14 protein-coding genes are annotated in these 18,813 nt (G+C 60.1%); 10 read left to right on the plus strand and 4 right to left on the minus strand.

The features are described 5' to 3' along the window. The first annotated feature begins 12 nt into the window (after window positions 1-12). Window positions 13-4,587, plus strand: coding sequence for an RHS repeat-associated core domain-containing protein (locus tag J2T07_RS08010; protein WP_306848828.1), 4,575 nt, complete (start codon window positions 13-15; stop codon window positions 4,585-4,587). Continuing rightward, window positions 4,587-4,973 carry a DUF4279 domain-containing protein gene (locus J2T07_RS08015; RefSeq protein ID WP_306848830.1) on the plus strand — a complete coding sequence of 129 codons (387 nt, stop codon included), beginning with the start codon at window positions 4,587-4,589 and terminating at the stop codon, window positions 4,971-4,973. The genes J2T07_RS08010 and J2T07_RS08015 overlap by 1 nt, the downstream gene beginning before the upstream one ends. A gap of 626 nt (window positions 4,974-5,599) precedes the next feature. On the opposite strand, the gene J2T07_RS19135 is transcribed toward J2T07_RS08015, so the two are convergent. Genes J2T07_RS19135 through J2T07_RS08025 form a run of 3 tightly spaced genes read right to left on the minus strand, consistent with a single transcriptional unit; the run spans window position 5,600 to window position 7,429 of the window. Then, a complete protein-coding gene (locus J2T07_RS19135; protein ID WP_430539327.1) occupies window positions 5,600-6,013 on the minus strand; it encodes a DUF6527 family protein in 414 nt (137 codons plus the stop codon). Continuing rightward, a complete protein-coding gene (locus J2T07_RS08020) occupies window positions 6,010-7,206 on the minus strand; it encodes a ThiF family adenylyltransferase (RefSeq protein ID WP_306848832.1) in 1,197 nt (398 codons plus the stop codon). The genes J2T07_RS19135 and J2T07_RS08020 overlap by 4 nt, the downstream gene beginning before the upstream one ends. After that, on the minus strand, window positions 7,181-7,429 hold the full coding sequence (locus J2T07_RS08025) for a multiubiquitin domain-containing protein (RefSeq protein WP_306848834.1): 249 nt from the start codon (window positions 7,427-7,429) through the stop codon (window positions 7,181-7,183). Before J2T07_RS08025 ends, J2T07_RS08020 begins: the two co-directional genes overlap by 26 nt. A gap of 282 nt (window positions 7,430-7,711) precedes the next feature. Here J2T07_RS08025 and J2T07_RS08030 point away from each other — a divergent pair, with 282 nt between their 5' ends. The 5 genes from J2T07_RS08030 (at window position 7,712) to J2T07_RS08045 (ending at window position 14,095) form a co-directional block, all read left to right on the plus strand. Beyond that, complete coding sequence (locus J2T07_RS08030) at window positions 7,712-8,269, plus strand: hypothetical protein (protein ID WP_306848835.1); 558 nt, start codon at window positions 7,712-7,714, stop codon at window positions 8,267-8,269. Continuing rightward, entirely contained in the window at window positions 8,266-8,691 is a 426-nt protein-coding gene (locus tag J2T07_RS08035) for a hypothetical protein (RefSeq protein WP_306848836.1), read from the plus strand. The genes J2T07_RS08030 and J2T07_RS08035 overlap by 4 nt, the downstream gene beginning before the upstream one ends. A gap of 79 nt (window positions 8,692-8,770) precedes the next feature. Then, window positions 8,771-9,472 (plus strand): ImmA/IrrE family metallo-endopeptidase, encoded by a 702-nt coding sequence (locus J2T07_RS19140; RefSeq protein ID WP_430539341.1) that lies wholly within the window; start codon window positions 8,771-8,773, stop codon window positions 9,470-9,472. Window positions 9,473-9,818: 346 nt separating this feature from the next. Further along, window positions 9,819-10,727, plus strand: coding sequence for a hypothetical protein (locus J2T07_RS08040; RefSeq protein ID WP_306848837.1), 909 nt, complete (start codon window positions 9,819-9,821; stop codon window positions 10,725-10,727). A 311-nt stretch (window positions 10,728-11,038) separates the two neighbouring features. Beyond that, a complete protein-coding gene (locus J2T07_RS08045) occupies window positions 11,039-14,095 on the plus strand; it encodes a metallophosphoesterase (protein ID WP_306848838.1) in 3,057 nt (1,018 codons plus the stop codon). 453 nt (window positions 14,096-14,548) lie between these two features. On the opposite strand, the gene J2T07_RS08050 is transcribed toward J2T07_RS08045, so the two are convergent. After that, window positions 14,549-15,580 carry a hypothetical protein gene (locus J2T07_RS08050; protein ID WP_306848839.1) on the minus strand — a complete coding sequence of 344 codons (1,032 nt, stop codon included), beginning with the start codon at window positions 15,578-15,580 and terminating at the stop codon, window positions 14,549-14,551. Between the two features lie 350 nt (window positions 15,581-15,930). On the opposite strand from J2T07_RS08050, the gene J2T07_RS08055 reads away from it, so the two are divergent. From J2T07_RS08055 to J2T07_RS08065, 3 genes are read left to right on the plus strand one after another with little or no spacing between them, the layout of a single operon-like run. Then, the gene (locus J2T07_RS08055) at window positions 15,931-16,944 is read left to right on the plus strand and encodes a two-component system sensor histidine kinase NtrB (RefSeq protein WP_306848840.1); all 1,014 of its coding nucleotides are present in this window, start codon (window positions 15,931-15,933) and stop codon (window positions 16,942-16,944) included. After that, complete coding sequence (gene ntrC / locus J2T07_RS08060) at window positions 16,937-18,322, plus strand: nitrogen regulation protein NR(I) (RefSeq protein WP_306848841.1); 1,386 nt, start codon at window positions 16,937-16,939, stop codon at window positions 18,320-18,322. Before J2T07_RS08055 ends, ntrC begins: the two co-directional genes overlap by 8 nt. Before the next feature lie 4 nt (window positions 18,323-18,326). Then, window positions 18,327-18,782, plus strand: coding sequence for a GNAT family N-acetyltransferase (locus J2T07_RS08065; protein ID WP_306848843.1), 456 nt, complete (start codon window positions 18,327-18,329; stop codon window positions 18,780-18,782). The last annotated feature ends 31 nt before the right edge of the window (window positions 18,783-18,813 follow it).

Here is an 18,813-nt window from a genome sequence, read left to right on the forward strand (position 1 = left end):
ACAGGGATGGGTTTGGTCGGTATCGCATGGCGGTATGCTGTTCTGGTGCTTTTCGTCGCTGGCGCGGTGATCTCGCCGGAAGCACGTGGTCAGGATGCCTCGCCGTCGTCAGGACGACAGCTCCCGGCGTGGACGACGACTGTCCCGGCAGCCGCACCAAACGGCATCGCTGCCACCGTTGACGTGACCGGCACCTGGCACGGCAACCTGCATGCAGCCGGTGATTCCACCGCCGCAGACTGGGCCGAGGAATTCGAACTCACGCAGGACGTTGCCGGTAATGTGACAGGCACGCGTCGTACGACGCCGCTGTCGAATGCCAGTGGCTGGTACTTATGGTCGATAGCCGGCGGCGTCTCGGGGAACACGTTGACGATCGGCGACGGCACCATCCTTGCGCAAGGCGGCTCGAACACGGGATGCAAGACGTCGATGTCGCTCGCCTTGTCCGAGACACCGGACGGCACTCGATTACAAGGTACCTGGACCTCAACCCAGGCCGGCTGTTCCAGTGGCACGGTGGACATCACGCGCTATGGTGGGCAGGCAACCAAGAACCTCGGCAGCGGAGCGAGGTGCGATGGCGGTCTCGGCTCCGCCAAGTCCGGTAGCGGGAGCGGCGGCACCGCCAGCGGCAATGCCAACGGCTCGTCTTGCGCCGAGGTCATGGGTGCAAACGTCGTGGGCGACCCGATCGATGCCTCCACCGGTAACTTCCATCTTCAGGAGGACGACTACGAGGGCGGCCCCTGGCTCACCTTCCGGCGCTTCTACAACAGCAACGGCGCGACCGCACCGGCGGCCATGGGGTTCCGCTGGCGGCACGTCTTCGATCGCTCGCTGAACATCTCGGGCAATCCAGCGAACACCATCATTTCATTGCGCCCCGACGGTAAGCAGACGATCTACACGCGCAGCGACAGTACCGGCTCATGGCTCGCCGACACGCGGACGGACATCCTCACCGATCTCCGTGACGCGCAGGGCGCGCCCATGGGGTACGCCTTGTTTGTCGGCGGCACACGACAGACCGAAAACTATGATCTGGCCGGTCACCTGATATCGGTGGTTGGCCAGGACGGCCAGGGAATCACGCTCAGTTATACGGCCACGCCTTCGCCGGCGATCGGATTGCTGTCGACGGTAACTGACTCAAAGGGCCGCCAGCTCGTCTTCACCTACGACAGCTCCGCCCGGCTCAGTGTGGTGAAGCTGCCCGATGGCAAGAGTCTGTCCTACAGCTACGGCTCTTCCTCGTCCAACCTCAGTCAGGTGGTCTATGCGGACAATCAAACCCGTAGGTATACCTACAACGAGAGCGGCTTTGTCGGTGCAACACCGCTGCCGAACGCGCTGACGGGCATCACGGACCAGCGCGGTATACGTTACGAAAGCATCACCTACGACGACCTTGGACGGGCAACCTCGTCGACGTTCAACGGCAATGTTGGCACCACGCGGATCGCTTACCAGGCCGATGGAACCTCGGCGATCACCTACCCGCTAGGCAATACCGTTCGCATCGCGCCCGTTTCTATCGACGGCCTGATGAGGGTGGGTTCGCTCGACGGTCCTTGCACCCCCGACTGCGGTCAGCCCTGGCAGTCTCGCACGTATGATGCGCGCGGCTTCCCAGCGAGCATGGTGGACTTCAACGGCGTTTCGACGCAGACCACATACGACGCCTTTGGGTTACTGGAGTCGACCAGCGAAGCAGTGGGCCTGCCCGAGGAGCGGCGCACGCAGACCACATGGGACACGGGTCTTCGCTTGCCATTGGTGACGCGTGTGCTCGACGGTGCCGGAACGGCGCTCATGGCCACGAGCCAGGTCTACGATGCGACAGGGCTATTGCTTGCACGTTGCCAAGCGGATCTCGCAGAACCTGGCGCTTCGACCTATGTCTGCTCGCCGACCGGAGATGTCCCTGCTGGCGTACGTCGCTGGATCTACACCTATTGCGCTGTGGTCGACACCACACAGTGTCCGCTAGCCGGTCTTCTGCTGAGTATCACCGGACCGCGCAAGGACGTGGTGCAGACCACGACGTACCAGTACTACATGGACGATACCGCTCAGTGGCGACACGGCGACCTGAAGTCCGTCACCGATGCATTGGGCCACGTCACCCGCATTGCGAAGTACGACGGCGCGGGTAGACCGACGCGCACCATCGATGCCAATGGCGTCATCACCGATCTCACGTACACGCCACGCGGATGGCTACAATCGCGGACGGTACGGGCCAATGCCGATGGCTCGGATGCATCGGGCGACGTCCTGACGAAAATTGCCTACACAACGTACGGCAACGTCGAGACCCTCACCGACCCCAGCGGTGTCGTCACGAATTTTATCTACGACAACGCCCATCGCCTGACGGACATCAAGGACACCGCGGGAAACCGCATTCACTATATTCTCGATGCGGCGGGCAATCGCGTGCAAGAGCAGGTGCTCAATCCGTCTGGCGTCGTGATCAAGGGCGTAACGCGGACATACAACGCCTTGGGACGCCTGACCCGACTCTTCGACGGCCTGAACCACGTGATCATGGATGCCAGCGCCCCCGCCGCATACGACGGCAACGGCCATCTCGTACAAAACATCGACGGCCTGGGCGTGCAGACGAAGGCAACGTACGACGGCCTGGATCGACTGGTCGTGGCTATTCAGGATGCCAGCGGGAAGACAGCGGCCACTCAAAACACGCAGACCGTGACGCAATACGATGCGCTCGATCACATCGAGGGCATCAGCGACCCCGAGGGCCTAGCGACCACGTACGTTCGCAACGCCTTCGGCGATGTCGTGAACCAGGTGAGCCCGGATACGGGGCCATCGTCGGCAGGTTTCGACGAGGCTGGCAACGCCACGACCAGCACGGATGCCCGTGGCACGACCGTCAGCTACACCTACGACGCACTGAACCGTCGTACCTCGGCGACTTACCCGACGACCGCCGACAACGTGTTGTGGCGTTACGACGAGCCGGACAGTACGACCGGATGCGCGGGCTCCTTCCCGATCGGCCGGCTCACCCGCATCGTGGAATCGGCCGTGACAACGACCTATTGCTACGACCGGCGTGGGAACGTTACCCGGAAGAGCCAGACGCTCGGAACACAGACCGACACGACCAGTTACACCTATACCCGCGCGGATCGGCTGGACACCGTGACGTATCCAAATGGTGGCAAGGTGACCTATTCGCGGGACTACCGGGGTCGCACGGTATCGATACTCTTCACGGCCCCTGGGGTGGGCCAGACCGTGGTCAGTAGCGTCACCTATCTGCCTTTCGGACCGGTGGCAAGTTACCGCCTGGGGAGCGGGCAGACCGTTACGCGAACTTACGATGCGAACTTTGCGGTCACCGACGTCTCCAGCCCGGCGCTCGATCTGCACTTCGCACGCGACGTCATGGGCAACCTCGTGTCGCTCGGTGCCACCCCTGGCGCCATTCCGGCAACGGAAACCTACACTTATGATCCGCTCTACCGCCTGACCTCCGTGAATGACGCGGATGGCGCGGCGATCGAGGCCTACACGTATAACAGGACCGGCGATCGACTGAACAAGGTGGCGCCAGGACAAGCCACCGGCGCTTACGGCTATCAGGCAGGTACTCATTGGCTCACGAGCGTAGGAACCGATTCCCGTACCTACGATTCCAATGGAAACACGACCGGAAGCACGATCGCCGGCGAGGCACTCGGCTACGGTTACAACGGCCGCAATCGCATGACGGCGGTCCGGCGCAATGGCGCTACGGTAGGTACGTACGTCTACAATGCGCTCGGACAGCGAGTGTCCAAGACGGTAACAACGCCTGCTGCTGGTATCACGCGGTTCGTGTATGACGAAAACAGTCAGCTATTGGCCGAGTATGGGGCCACGAACCGGGATATTGTCTGGCTGGACAACTTGCCTATTGCAACGGTCGACATCGCTGGCGGAATTGCGACTTTCGGATATATTCACGCGGATGCATTGGGTACGCCTCGTGCGGTCGCCGATGCCAAGGGCGTGACGATCTGGACGTTGGTGTTTCAGGGAAACCCGTTTGGCGAGATGCTGCCGGCGTCTCTGACGGGTTACACGTTGAATCTTCGTTTTCCCGGTCAGTACTTCGATGCAGAGAGTGGGCTGAGCTACAACGTAAACCGTGACTATGAACCCGCAACTGGGCGGTACATTCAAAGCGATCCACTCGGTTTACTCGCAGGCACTACTACGTTCGCCTACGTAGGAAGCAATCCGCTTGGTTACGTAGATCCTCTAGGGCTCGCTACAAAGTGCAAAACGATTCTCAAGCTTCCCGGCTTCGACCTCCAGAAATGCTCCGACGATGGATCACAGCCCTCGCCACAAGATGCGAAGGATGCGAAGCGGATGTCACCGGGACAGTTGGACAAGGCATGTGAGGCAAACGGATACAAAGACGCACATGAAATGAAGAGGGATCTAAACCTCGGCAGCGACCGTGACATATTTGTCGACGGGAATGGGAACATGTATTCCGGGCCACGGCAAGGAACCGGGCAAATGGAATACTTAAATATGAACTCGAACGGGTGGAAGTAATGTCGTCGAAATTGTTCATCTCATTTTCACTCATCGGCACAACCACGCATCCTCGTGATATTTCTGCCGTTACTCGCATCAAGCCTTATACGGAATTATTGCGAGGCGAGCGAAACAGCGAGCGAGACTTACCAAGATCCAATCTATGGACGCTTCGCTCGGAAGGCGGCCCGGAACAGTCCGTGGAGTCACATTGGAACACAATCGAGAAAGATCTTCTGTCCAACATCGATGCTTTTCGTCGTTTTTCTGCAGAAGGTAGAGCAGTTATAACCATTGTCGTTATGGGCGATGACCCGCGATGTCCGAGTATTGAGATTCCCCCGTCCATGTCGCTTTTTGCTGGATCAATTGGTGCGACGATCGATGTCGATCACCTACAATAGGAGTTCCGGGGAAGTAATTACGATGTCGAGTCGCATCTGAGCTTCAGCGTAAATCGTGACAACTGAATTGCTCCGGTTCTATCGAGTGAAGGGGGCGGTGTACAGCAGGGAGACTGGCTTCTTTGCACCGATTGCAGAGATCAACACGTCGGACTATTTTCACAACGTTGATTGTGGCGAAAGCTTTGATAGGGTTCAGAGCGATGACGCCAAACGAGAGCGGGCATCGCTTCCGAAGCATGACAGGCAGTCTCTACATAGTTTGATCAAGCGAGAGTATTCGTTACTGCGGGCGCTCTTCGAGTGATAGGGACTGCAACGCAGCGGCGTCGCCAGTCACTCTTTGGCGGGCGTCGTCGGGGCGGCTTCGTTAGTCTGAATCCAAACAGTCACTGTACGGCGGCGGCAATCCTATCAATACGCGCGTCGCTTTGGATGAATAAACATGGGTCTCAGCTAAGTCTTGGGCTTGTATCCTTGTGGTCGCATCAAGATTAAGAGCGGCCGCATGCGGGCCGAACACGGGCGGCAGTGGTCTTTGACCAGTAGTCCGGCCAATCCCCGGCTCGCCGCGTCATACTCGCAGTGGGCGGAGTGCCAAGAGCTAGCGGCGGCTCCCCCTTGGCTCATCGGCCGAAGGTGATGAACCGCTTGAGCCTGCCCGTTGCTCGTGCGATCACCCGACGCGTGCGCTCCCGCCACGAGCGACTAGCCCGATCAGAGGCGACGTGACGTGCTACCTGCTTCCGCATGATCGCTTCGGCTTGGCTTGGTGAGAAGGCCCGAAGCCATTCCACTTCTCCATTGGAAATAAAGTAATGCGAGTGGCACGGAGCATCAGCAACGAGAATCGACGGCGTAATAGACGGTCCAGTCACCGTCGCTGAGATACGGTGACCGTCTGGCACCAACAGCGTGATACGGTGACCGCATCCGCATGCGCAAAGGAGCGCTGCTAACTCGAATTCCACGTTGTGGTACACGACGCCCGCGATCAACTCCGCAGGAATACGCTGTACTGCCTCATATCTGTATCTCATTCGCTGGCTCGCTCGGCGTCCGCTTCAAATGACGCGGTTTCGAAGGTGTACCACGCGGCGTCGTTCGTCCGGTCATATAGCCCGAAATGCTGTTTAAAGCGGACAACGGCCATCGCCGCATTCAGCGCATTGAGCTCAATGATCTGCGCCTGCTTGCGGTACTCCGCATCCTTCGGATTCACAGTTGGCAAGTATGGGCTATCCACGGCTCGTTCGTAGGCCTCGCGATCGATTCCGGTGATGCGAACCACGCCGTTAAGCGTTCCGCCGAAGGATCGATTGAGTCCCATACCGCAATCGACATAGGGGATGCCCCCATTGCTCAGCCATTCGACGATGAAGCGCCGCGAGGGGCCATCGTCGACTGAGACGAAGACGAAGTCGAAATCGCGCAGACGATCTATGTTCTCGGCGGTAACCCGCTCTGGCACAGGTGTGATGCCAGCGTGCCAACTGTCGTAGTACTGACTCAGTGCTTCGACCTTCGGCTTTCCGATGGCGTTGCTGCCTATGACTCCTGGGATCCGAAACAGCGTATGGACGTGAATCTTGTCATCGTCGAACAACGTGATGGCTTCCAAGTGTGTTCGCACAACAAAATCCAGGATGCATGATCCGGTACCCCCGAGTCCGACAATGGCTACCTTTTTTCGTCGAAGGCGGTCACTTAGGTCGTTAATGCCGTAGTTCGAAGAAGCCGTGTCTGGGAGCCGAAGCGGCGATCCCTGCTCGGCAGCCCGCCGTTCGATGCCACGCAAAGGTGTCGCGCCGGGATGCGCCGCTATAGCTGGCCGGACTATGACGTCGAGATAGGTTTGGATCTTCTCTTGGAAGGAGACGTAGTTGCGCGGCTGCTGGTCATCGTCCCGCAGCTTCAACGAGAACGCCCAGTCCGTCATGATGCCGGGAATGATCTGGACAGTCGCAGGTGCGGCACCAATGCCCAGCTCGACTCCGCCCGCGGCGTACGGCCGGCCGCCACGCCACCACACCTGGTGGGTGCCGGCAGGCTCGATCACTGATTCGGGACCAAGGGCAACGGGGGTGAACAGATCGCCATATTGAATAGCGCCGGCCTGATCCAGGTAGGGCAAGCCGTAGAGCGAAAAGTGCCCCCCCAAGAAGTCGGCGTGGTAGCCGAGTTCATGGAGGTCCCGGACGAACGGATTACGACTCGCCAGTTCCAGAAACACGGAATCGCATGCCATTTTTGATTCTAACCTCTTCTGAAGGTGCGAGCGTGCCACTCGGATTCTCCGAGGGGCCATGGGAATACTTGACGACGTACTGTTTCGACTGCGGTTGGCCTGCGCCAAGGTAGAGATCGACGACACGCTCGTACGAAATCGTCTGTGTCTCGACCTCGTGGCTATCCTGGTTGACGAAAATATGAAGCTTTTTCTTTTCGGTGGTCATAATCTGTGCTCTCGAGGAGGTCCGTATAAAAGCCCATGGCGGTCATGAAATTAGAGACAACTCATCTTTATGAGTCCATGGACACAGATGCTGTGTTCGACTAAGAATCGAACATACAACGCGTTAGGTCGGGCACAGGGCCGCCCATATCCTTAGGCGCTTGGAAACGGCAAGTTCGGACATGACCGAAGGAACTATCTCCAGGGGCATCGCGTTGGCGGTAAAGTTGGGTGGCGTGTCCTAACGGGCGCGTCTGGAGAGCCTAAGCACAAGGAGGCCGCCGTGACCAAAGCAGATCCCGATCATTCCATCCGGTCTACGGACGAAATTCATTCATTGATTCAGCAGCTTACGCGTGCCGAATGGCGGCGATTGATGGTCGCCGCCTCCCGTCTCGCATCGAGCCTGCCAGGCTCAAGCGCTGAAGACGTGCTGCAAGAAGCCCTAGATGCGGCCTTGACTGGCCGACGAATCTGTCCCAGGCATGTACCCGTTGTGACCTTTCTTGCGAATGCCATGCGTAGCGAACTAAATAACCTGCGCAAGAAGGCGGAGCGAACGGATGCATTGGACGAAGTCTCGGAGGATCTCGATGGTTTGGTCGTCGAGTCGGCCGAGGACGCCGTGGTGTGGATGAACGACCTCGTCGCGCGGGTGCAACGCATCGCGGCGGCGTCGAAAGACGGTCGGGTACTAATGGTTCTTGAGGGGCGAGCAGAAGGGATGTCGCGCGAGGAGTTGCGTGACATGCTTAGCATCCCTTGGACCGAGTTCGAGTCCCTGGAGCGGCAGATCCGCCGGCTTCGGGATCGCGACGCCGACGAGGAGCGGACGGCATGACCAAGCACGCCAACGATGCGAAAGACCAGTTCGAACGGACGCTTGATTTCCTGCTTGAGGATGTCGATCGCCTGACCGACGCGGAGGTCGAGGAGGAGCTGCGCCTGGCCTTTGGCGATGTGTCTGCCGCCGATGCCGCCGCTGCGCGCGCATTGATGGGCGCGAAGCGAGCCGGCGGGGCTGCCCGATTGGCCAGGGCAAAGATGGCCCTCGCCGGCCAATCGCGCGCCGACGCACTACCTAGCGTGTCCGGCGCCGAAGCCAAGGCAGCGGTGCTCGGATACTGGCGTGCCAACCCGGGAGAACGGCCGATCACTATGGCCGCGAGAAACGGCCAGACCTTGTCGGAAAGCGATGCGCTAGAAGTCTATCGCTCTCTCTTAGCATTGGGTTTAATCTCGGAGCCATCGAGTGGCCAGTGATTTGGCCGCAGAGGCGCTCATCGACGAGCTGGGCATTGACCATCCAAAAGACATCGATCTCGACGCGATCGCGTTGACAGTGGGCATCTCGGTAACCTATCGCCGCTTGACTGGTTGCGATGCGCTTCTCGTTGGACATGAGGCTCGTGCCATGGTCACAGTCAATCGGGACTGCTCGACAGAGCGGCAACGGTTCTCGTTAGCCCACGAATTGGGACACTGGCACTATCACCGAGGTCAAGGCTTGTATTGCTTGTCGGGCGACATAGACGGCGACCCCCGAGTAGGTCGAGAGCCAGAGCTGACGGCCGATCATTACGCCTCGTCGCTATTGATGCCCACACGACTTTTTGTACCCTTCGTGGACGCAGCGCAACCAACGTGGAAGCACATGCGTTCCGTTGCATCAGCTTTCTCAACTAGCCTCGTCGCAACCGCTCTGCGAATGTCAGAATTGAGCGCTTCACCGTTGCTGTTTGTCGTGGCCAAGCATGGGCGAAGGCAGTGGTTCCATCGAGGTCCAGCGGGTACCGAAGCGGGTTGGTTTCCTACAGAGGCGCTGGGGGCGGAGAGCGCCGCGTTTGACCTGAGCTTCAGAGCGGAGCCGGCACGTGGGCCTCGCCGCGTACCGGCCCACGCTTGGTTTGATGGGTGGACGTTTGGGGGCGGCATGGAGATCATGGAGGATGCAATCCGCGTCGGCGACTCAGCCTACGCATTGCTCTGGCCCACTACGGGTGGTCTGCAAGCGAGGTCTAGGGGTGCGTCCCGGACGTGGTGACCTGATCAGAAAATTGAGGCAAATGCTCGCGCTAGGGCTGCATCGTTCGTCTGCACTCGTGGGTAGACGAACGGTCAAGGAAGTCGTTGGTAATGGACGAACGCAAAGACCATCTTTCGTCGCATCGTATGTGCCGCAGACACCAGTATTGCAAACGGCCATAATAGGCCGCAGAAAAATCACCACATCAATCGGCTCGACCGAGGTGCAATCCGCTGGCAGCTCATCTTGCAAGCCAGGCGAAAGCCAAACGTCGTGATACGCCTGTTCGCGGCGCCGCTTGTAGGTCTTTCAGGCCCCACGCCTGCCCTCGCTGTCAAGCCCAGTCAGGCGCCGACGCGCCGTCATGCTCGAGCCATTATGTTTGTCGTTAACGAAGATGATTCACCACTACACCAGTGCCGCCACGCTCAAACTGATTCTCGCCAACCGAACGATTCGCTTCAGGCGCGCGGACTTGCTCGACGATGAGTCCGAGGTGCCGTTTCAGCATGCGCTTGTACATCGGAAATCGTTCTTCATCAGTTCTTGGTCGCAGGCAACAGTCGGCGAAGCAGGCATGTGGTCGCGTTACGGCGACTTTGACCAAGGTGTTCGCCTCTCGGTAGACACCTTGCGCTTTCCATGGTCACCACTGTCTCTGGAGATATCCCGAGGCACCGGAAGGCTAAAACCCGATGGCACGCCTCAGCGTGTGGGCCTCAAGGTGACCGATCTTTTAGTTCCCTTCTCAAAAGAGACCTTCTTGGGAAACGGCTATATCGCGACCCCCATGAGCGGGGACTTGCAAGAGACCTTCGGCGGAAGAGTGCACTACGCCACCGATCCGCAGGCCGTCATCGCGCAGCTCATTAATGTCACAAACGAGGGCATTACCGTCAGAGGCGACGGCTCAATTTTGGCGCGTGTCAAAGACAGCGGATGGGCGGACCAAGCGGAGTATCGCTTCGTTCTCCACGCGATTCGTGGTCCGGCTATGGTCTACACGGCGGATCCGGCGGCATATGAGCGGTCAATGGTGAATATGGTGGAGGCGGCCCTAGAGCGGATGGTGTTCGCCGACTTGCATCCCGAAGTCGAGTTCATCGACTTGCCCCTCGCTTATGACGCTTTCGACGATCTCACCGTCACTCTGGGGCCTGCCATGACAGCAGAGCAGCAACAGGCGACCATCGAAGACGTCCACGCGCTAGCACCATCGGTGCGCGTCGTGCCATCGGCCCTACGCATCAAGCCCCGACCTCGTCCTGCCTGAGCCGCTGGCACCGCGTAGCGTTGCCAAGGATCGGCATTCGTGACACGAAGGCACGCCCATGACGCGTTGCCGAAAATGCGTACTGGCCTTAGGGGAGTGGTCGAAAAAATATCACTGAGGACGCTTCAGCACATTGATATGATGGATCGCTACAGGGGAAGCACAGGGTTTCATGCGCGCCGCCAACGCGGTGATCCATTCGGATCATCGCTGGTCGCTCCGTGGATGAGGCACCAATGGGTTCACCTGAGAGTGGGGTGCAAGCCATTGATCGGCCTGCGCCATGTCGATGACCCAATCCAGGAGCGCCCATGAAGGTCGCGATGCTCATCTTGAGCGACGTCCATATCTCACATGCTGCCGACCCTATCTTGGGTAAGGCAAAAGAGATTGCGCAGGCGTCGTATGTCTGCTTGGCCAATGTGGACGCCGTACTCATGCTGATCGCCGGGGATGTCGCGTTTAGCGGTCGAGCAGAGGAATACGATCTAGCCACACCATTCTTCAGTGAAATAATTTCAAGCCTGCGGGCCGAGCGAGACCTGCCCATACATGTCGCTGTCGTACCCGGTAACCATGACTGCGACTTCTCCCAGAACGACTCCATACGAAAAATGCTCATCAAGGGCGTGCTGAGTGGCGACAAGGCTGACGACGAGGTCGTCAAGAAGTGCACCGGAGTTCAGGAGGCGTTCTTCGCCTTCCGTGACGCACTCGAGGGTGTAACCAACAAGCGCGACATCAGTGATCGCTTGTGGCGTACCACTGAGATCGTCGTGGGCGACGAGTCCGTATTCATCGATGCCATCAACGTCGCTTGGCTGTCGACGCTCAAGGAAAAGATCGGCGAGCTCACGTTCCCTTGGGAGGACTTCGCCCCAGCTTTGGCGCCGAGCGCAAGGGGGCTTCGGGTGGCTATCCAGCATCACCCGTCGAACTGGCTGCATCAAGCGACGTACCGGCCTTACCGTGCATTTTTGAAGAAGCGATCGCAGATCGTGATCACCGGCCATGAGCACGAGCCCAACGTCGGGCTAACCATTGACACCGAAGCGGCCACGACCACCTTTGTCGAATGCGGGCCCTTGCAAGAACACGATGGCCTGGGCCGCGCGAGCTTCTTGGTGCTAACGGTTGATACCGGAGCCGAGCAGGTCTCGGCCTGGCGTTTCAGCTTCGATGGCACCAGATTTGTGCCCGCGGCCGACGCACCTTGGGTACAGCCCCGGGCGCTTCGATTGACCGAAGGTGAGGCCTTCGTAGTTCGCGCCGCCTTTGAGCGAACACTCAATGACCCAGGTGCGCCAATCATGGACGCCTACAGCCGAGAAATCGAGCTGGCCCAGTTTTTTGTATACCCTGACATGACCGATCAGGCCCAGCGCGGTAAGCGCGGGTCTATGCCGATTTATTCAAGCACCGAACTGGCCTCGATGGAGTGGCTCAAGACTGGTGTCATTGTAGCTGGCGAGGAGAAGTCGGGCCGGACGTCGTTGCTCTATCAGCTCTTTGGGCGGTATCGCGATGCAGCGCTGATTCCGGTCATCGTCAATGGTAAGGATCTCAAACACACCCAGCCTGATCAGATCGAGCGGGTGATTCGCGGCGCCTTCGAAGCCCAATACGAAACCGACTATCTCCGCTTCCAGCAGCTGGAAGTGGCGCGAAAAGTCGTCCTCGTCGATGATTTCCAATTCGTCGGGCTCAAGAACGAGCAACATCGTCGCGTGCTGTTAGCGAACCTTAAGGCAGTCTGCGGTGGCCTGTTGATAGCGTGTGACAAGGCGTTCTCGACGGGCGGTCTGGAGCTGGACGGAGTCAAGCTACGCCGGTTTAGTCTTCAGCCATTTGGATACAAAGCACGCCAAGAGCTGATCCAGCGTTGGTACGGATTCTCCGAACCCAACCTCAGCGAAGCTGAGTTCACGGTCCGTTGCGACGAGTCTGAGCGCGTGGTCAATCATGTCATGACTCGAAAGGTTATTCCGGCGCTGCCGCTCTACCTGGTCACGCTACTGCAAAGCCTGACGGTCAAGCGTGGGCCTGAGCTTATCGACAGCAGCCTCGGTCATTACTACCACTACCTTATCTCGGAGGCATTCCGTGGCTCTCATGCGCCTTTAGAAAAGTTCAACGAACTGTTCGACTATTGTGCGCACCTTGCTTGGACGTTTCATTTAGGTGGTGCGGAGGACCTGTCTGAGGCGAGTATGCGAAGGTTCACGCAGGAATACGCGAAGGAGTGGACGACGACCGAATTTGAGTCCCGATTGGAATTCTTACTCAAAGCCAAGATCCTGGAGCGTCGCGGCTCGTCTCTGTCGTTTCGCTACCCGTATGTGTACTACTATCTCAAGGGCAAATATCTCGCTGAGCAGATCGACGACAAAGAGGTTCGGGCGTACATCGAATCGGCCTGTGCTCAATTGTATGTGCGTGACAATGCCAACACGGTGCTGTTCTTGGCTCATCATGCGCACGAGGACTTCTTTGTGCGCTCTATCCAAGGCACCCTCGACGCTCTATTCGCCGATTTCAATCCCGTTTGCTTTGATGGTGACATTCGTGATGTCACAGATCTGGTGACCAAGGCTGCGCCGAAGATTGAGTTCAGAGGCGGTACGCCGAAGGAGCATCGGGCCAAGGCAGCTGAATTCCAGGATGACATGGACGACGGCGACGACGGCCTGATGGATGTCCCCGAGACGGGCGATCAAGCTAGCTTTCAAGCTCAGACGACCATGCTGTTCAAGACCACCGAGGTATTGGGGCTGCTCCTCAAAGCCCAATACTCGAGCTTCCGTCACAGCCGGAAGCAGGAGCTTCTAAGCAGCATTTTCAACGGTTCGATGCGCGGCCTGCGAGCCATCTATGTCGCACTGATTAAAGAGCCTGAGCGGCTTCAGCGCAGAGCGGACTCCTTTGCCGGCAAGGCTGTTAAGAATCTCGAGGAACGGCGGAAGCTAGTGGAGCGCATCATTGCGTTGATTATCGAAATGTTGAGCTTTGGCTACGTGGTCCACGCAGCGGAATGCGCACGTTCCCCCGATTTGCGTGACGATGTAGAAGCGGTTATCAAGCGAACGAATTCCTCGGCCTTTGACCTGATCTCGGTCGCGATATGCTTGGATTCGGGTAATGGATTGCCTCGTGCTGAGCTTCGTGAGCTAAAGAAGCGTGTCGCGGACAACCTAGTGGCCACACGGTTGCTGTCGCTGGTCGTAATGTATCGCCTATACATGTTCGAGACGACCGACGAGGACCGGGTCTGGGTGTATCGAGAGTTTGGTTTTGGTTATGGGAATCCAGGGGCCGCCATCGCCGCAACCAGCTCGTCCATGGCTGGCTTGGCCACGCTCGATAGTTAGCCGCATGCGTTAGGTCAGCCCCTGCGCGGACAACGACGTTACACCCAGTTGGCAGGACGCGGAGGACTCTGGAAAAAATTCCCGTCCCGTCCCGTCCCGTCCCGTCCCGTCCCGTCCCGTCCCGCGTTCGGCTGCGGGGTAGGCCGAGCGAATTACTAGGTATGCATGAGCGCCGTTAGTATCCCTATGGTCCCTGCAAAAAAAGGCCTGCTAGTGAGCTAGCAGGCCTTTCTACGGCACACGGTAAAGAAGGCGGGCGATCATCGCTTCCTAACGGAACCGTTCTTCACGGAAAAAACGCCATCATTGAACACTACGGTGTACGAGCGTGTCTTCGTAGGTCCACGTGTCTCAGCTGACCTGGGTGTGCTAACCGCTCCGGTCCGCTCTGACGGCTTCGAAGGACTGGCGCCCTTCGATGATCGGGGTGATCTAACTGAGTTGGTAAACCCGTTATCTATCATGGCTGAATCCCGTGTGGTCGTGCGTCAGTTCCGGTTCGTGAAGCATGGTGAAGCGCTCTCCACGCCGCAATACGCCAATGTGGGTACGCCCCCCGACCGTTGCGATACCTTTGCTGAAGTGCTGCATACCGGACTGTGTGTTAACCAGGAACGAAACTAGATCGATGCCGTATTGAGTCGGGAGGTTGGCATAATCTATATCTGCCCAGCCCACCGACCACGGTAGGGACGGTTCGACCGTCTCCTCGATCCGAAGTTCCGTTCCATCAGGAACGGCGATTCCGGCAACGTGAAGTTCCCGTGAAACTCCTTCCAGCAGCGTCGTTCGCTGGTCCTCGAGCGCCCGAACGATCTCACGGCTAACAATGGCCCGCAACCTTCCGTCGACGCCGCTCAGGAGCCGTTCGACGAAGTTTGCCTGGCCGGTCCAGCAGAGACCCGACCGTTCTTCCTCAAACTGCTCATGGCAGGAATTCTCCTTGGTATCGATCACGAATACTTGGCCGTGGTCGTGGTCTGGCGAAAAGCCTCCCACGATGAGCTCTACCGTTCCCAAATATCGCTTCCGTTCGTCAGGGAGGTTCTCCCAGTCGGTTTGCCTCTCCCATTCGCTGCGGATGTATGCCCGGAAGTCCTCGGCAACGGCGCTGACCGAGTCAAAGTGGGTGTTCGCCCGACCGCACGCTCGTCTATAACGTCCAGCGTGAGCCGCGATGGTCAGCCCGTTCAACGTGCCCATTCCCGCAGTCGTCGCAGCGACGCTGGTATCGCCGTCCTCGAATAGTAGAAACATCTTATTGACGCCCCCGAATACTGTGGTGGCAACAGTCTCGATGTGAGGCTGGGCGAGAGCGACAACGAAGTTGCCATCTCTGTCGGTAATGAAATCGCCATTCTCGTCGAGCGCAAAGCCCGCGCCATCTGGGCGGAATGGAAAGATTGCGGTGTCGGTGAGACTAGAGAAGCTGTCGCAACCGAGAACGATGGCGTCATACGTAAGCGCAGCAACATTAATTGTCACAAACAGACCCTCCCTGCCATGCGATCGGCGGCAAGTGAAGCATATTCAGAGCGAAGCAGTGTCAGGCCCGGGCGGAGCAGGAAGCACGCCGCAAAGAAAACGGACCAAAAAAGCAAAACCGTAGCCCAGTCCACCCTTTACGGGCCGATCAAGCAAAAGGGCTATAAGCAAATCAATCACTTACAGGCACCTATCGGCGGGGGCGAATCCGCATCCATCAACCTAGTCACGCCGTCTCCGTTCGTGCGTTCACCATAGTGCTCACTGCAGCGAGAACTATGGTATTCCGTCCACCTCAGCCCCGAATCCGTCCCATTGCCCCCGCCCCCCTAACTCCCTACATTGGTGCAATGCATGCACCCAGCCAGGCGGAACTGCTGACCCTGCTGTCCACCGGCCTAGCCATCGTGGGCTTGGATGGCCGCGTCCAATGGCTCAACCCCGCCCTCGGCGAGGTCCTGGACGTGGGCCCAAGAACCGCCGTAGGCCAGGAACTGACGGCCCTGATGCGCGAGCCCGGTCTCGCCTCGCAACTCACCCGTACCCTCTCCGAACGCCGCGCCTTCAACCTCCGTGGAGTGACCTTCGGCGTGGCGCGGGGGCGCGAAGTCACCGCCGACCTGACCATGCAGCCGATCGACGAGGACCGGATCCTGGTCGAGGTTCACGCCCTCGCTCCCGACCTGACCCCGGGCGGCACGCCCCTCTCGGCAACCCTGCGCGGCTTCGCCCATGAGGTGAAGAACCCCCTCGCAGGCTTGCGCGGTGCGGCCCAACTGCTCGAACGCCGCGTGGTGGAGGAGGACCTGCGCCAACTCGCCAGCATGGTGATCGGCGAGGCCGACCGGCTGGCGGCGCTGGCCGATGGCCTCCTGCGCCATCGCGGCGCGGCACGAATCGGCCCGGTGAACGTACACGAGTTGCTCGAACGGCTCGAAGGCCTCGTCGGTGCCGAAGCGGATGCCCCGCGTCTTCGCCACGACTACGACCCCAGCTTGCCGGACAGCCTCGGCGATACCGACCGCCTGCTCCAGGTGCTGCTCAACCTGACCCGCAACGCCGGGGAAGCCGGGGCGGAGACGATCACGCTGCGCACGCGCGTGGAACATGGCGCGCGCCTGGGCGAGCGGACGGTGCGCGCGGCCTTGCGTGTCGATGTGGTCGACGACGGTCGTGGCGTGCCGGACGAGTTGCGCGATTCACTCTTCCAGCCCCTCGTGTCGGGACGGCCGGACGGCACGGGCCTTGGCCTCGCGCTCTCGCGCGAAATCGCCCTCGAACACGGCGGCGACCTGCGCTACACCAGCCATCCCGGCGAGACGGTCTTCTCGCTGTACCTTCCGATGGAGCGGCCGCATGACTGAAATCTGGATCGCCGACGACGACCGTGGCGTGCGCTTCGTGCTCGCCGAAGCCTTGCGCGACGCCGGGCACACCGTGCGCGAATTCAGTGCCGGCGACGCGGTGCGCGCGGCGCTGGCCGAGGGCAAGCCGGGCCTGCTGGTGACCGACGTGCGCATGCCGGGCGAAGACGGTCTGCGCCTGCTCGAAGACCTCACCCGGCGCAACATCGGTCCGGTGATCGTGATGAGCGCCTATACCGACGTGGCGACGACGGCCGCGGCGTATCGTGCGGGCGCGGCCGATTATCTCGCCAAACCCTTCGACCTCGACCGCGCGGTCGAGGCGGTGGAGCGCACGCTCGCCATCGCGCACGAGGAAGTGATCGTGCCGGTGCCGAGTGGGAATGCGCATGCCTTGATGGGCGAAAGCCCGGCGATGCGCGAGGTGTTCCGCCTGATCGGCCGCGTGGCGGCGAGCGACCTCAACGTATTGATCACCGGCGAAACAGGCACGGGCAAGGAACTGGTGGCGCGTGCGCTGCACGAGGAAAGCGCGCGGCGCGGCAAGCCCTACGTGGCCTTGAACACGGCGGCCATTCCCGCCGAACTCCTGGAGAGCGAACTGTTCGGTCATGAGGCCGGCGCCTTCACGGGGGCGACGCGCCGTCACGCCGGCCGCTTCGAGCAGGCCGATGGCGGCACCTTGTTCCTCGACGAGATCGGCGACATGCCGTTGGCGTTGCAGACGCGCTTGCTACGCGTCCTGGCGGGTGGCGAGTTCTACCGCGTCGGTGGACGCGAGTTGATGCACGGCAACGTGCGCATCATCGCGGCCACGCACCAGGACCTGGAGGCGCGCGTCGCCGCCGGTCTCTTCCGTGCGGACCTGAAGCATCGTCTCGACGTGGTACGCATCGCCTTGCCGTCGTTGCGCCAGCGGCGCGGCGACATTCCCCTGTTGGCGCGGCATTTCCTCGCGCAAGCCTCGGCGGAGTTGAAACTGCCGCCGAAGCGCTTCTCGCGTGGCGCGATGAAACTGATCGAACAGCGCGATTACCCGGGCAACGTGCGTGAACTGGAAAACCTGTGCCGGAGGCTCGCGGTGATCGCCCCGGGTCCGGAAATCCAGGCGGGCGATCTCGGCGGACTGCCCGCGCGCGAAACGCGCAGCGCGGAGTGGACGGACGCCCTGCGCGTCTGGGCACAGGATGCGCTGGCGCAGGGCGAGGTGGACGTGCACGCGCGTGCGCGCGACGCCCTGGACAAGACCTTGCTGCAAGTGGCGCTGATCGCCAACGATGGCCACCGGCAACATGCGGCGGCGGCGCTTGGCGTCGGCCGCAATACCCTCACACGCAAACTCGGTGCTTCGCGCAAGCGCCGTCCTTCGAACGGATAACCCCATGACCCTCGAGATTCGCCGCGCCGCGCCGGATGACGCCGACGCCATCGCCCGTTGGAACATCGCCATGGCATGGGAGACCGAGGAGAAGCGCCTCGATCCCGGGACCATCGGCCGTGGCGTGCGTGCGGTGTTCGACGAGCCGCGCCGGGGCTTCTACCTGATCGCCGAACTGGACGGCGTCGCCGTGGGCTGCCTGCTCGTCACCTATGAGTGGAGCGATTGGCGGTGTGGCGATTTCTGGTGGGTGCAGAGTGTCTACGTGGCGCCCGAGGCGCGGCGTGCCGGAGTGTTCCGCGGGATGTACGCGCATGTGAAGGCGATGGCCGAAGGTGCGGGTGCGGTGGGCCTTCGGTTGTACGTGGAAGTGGAGAACGAGCGCGCGCAGGCGACGTATGCGGGGTTGGGGATGGAGCGGTGTCACTACTTCATGTATGAGGCGGCGCTGGGGGCTTGAGGCGGTGCTGCATGGATGAGGCGGCGCTGGG

Origin of the sequence: Luteibacter jiangsuensis (assembly GCF_030812295.1) — a bacterium.
Taxonomy (GTDB): domain Bacteria; phylum Pseudomonadota; class Gammaproteobacteria; order Xanthomonadales; family Rhodanobacteraceae; genus Luteibacter; species Luteibacter jiangsuensis_A.

What these genes read in the sequence shown, in the direction of transcription:
- J2T07_RS08065 (WP_306848843.1), top strand. Translation starts at nt 18,327, where the DNA reads ATGACCCTCGAGATTCGCCGCGCCGCGCCGGATGACGCCGACGCCATC.
- J2T07_RS08015 (WP_306848830.1), top strand. Translation starts at nt 4,587, where the DNA reads ATGTCGTCGAAATTGTTCATCTCATTTTCACTCATCGGCACAACCACG.
- J2T07_RS08055 (WP_306848840.1), top strand. Translation starts at nt 15,931, where the DNA reads ATGCATGCACCCAGCCAGGCGGAACTGCTGACCCTGCTGTCCACCGGC.
- ntrC (WP_306848841.1), top strand. Translation starts at nt 16,937, where the DNA reads ATGACTGAAATCTGGATCGCCGACGACGACCGTGGCGTGCGCTTCGTG.
- J2T07_RS08045 (WP_306848838.1), top strand. Translation starts at nt 11,039, where the DNA reads ATGAAGGTCGCGATGCTCATCTTGAGCGACGTCCATATCTCACATGCT.
- J2T07_RS08035 (WP_306848836.1), top strand. Translation starts at nt 8,266, where the DNA reads ATGACCAAGCACGCCAACGATGCGAAAGACCAGTTCGAACGGACGCTT.
- J2T07_RS19135 (WP_430539327.1), bottom strand. Translation starts at nt 6,013, where the DNA reads ATGAGATACAGATATGAGGCAGTACAGCGTATTCCTGCGGAGTTGATC.
- J2T07_RS08040 (WP_306848837.1), top strand. Translation starts at nt 9,819, where the DNA reads ATGCTCGAGCCATTATGTTTGTCGTTAACGAAGATGATTCACCACTAC.
- J2T07_RS08025 (WP_306848834.1), bottom strand. Translation starts at nt 7,429, where the DNA reads ATGACCACCGAAAAGAAAAAGCTTCATATTTTCGTCAACCAGGATAGC.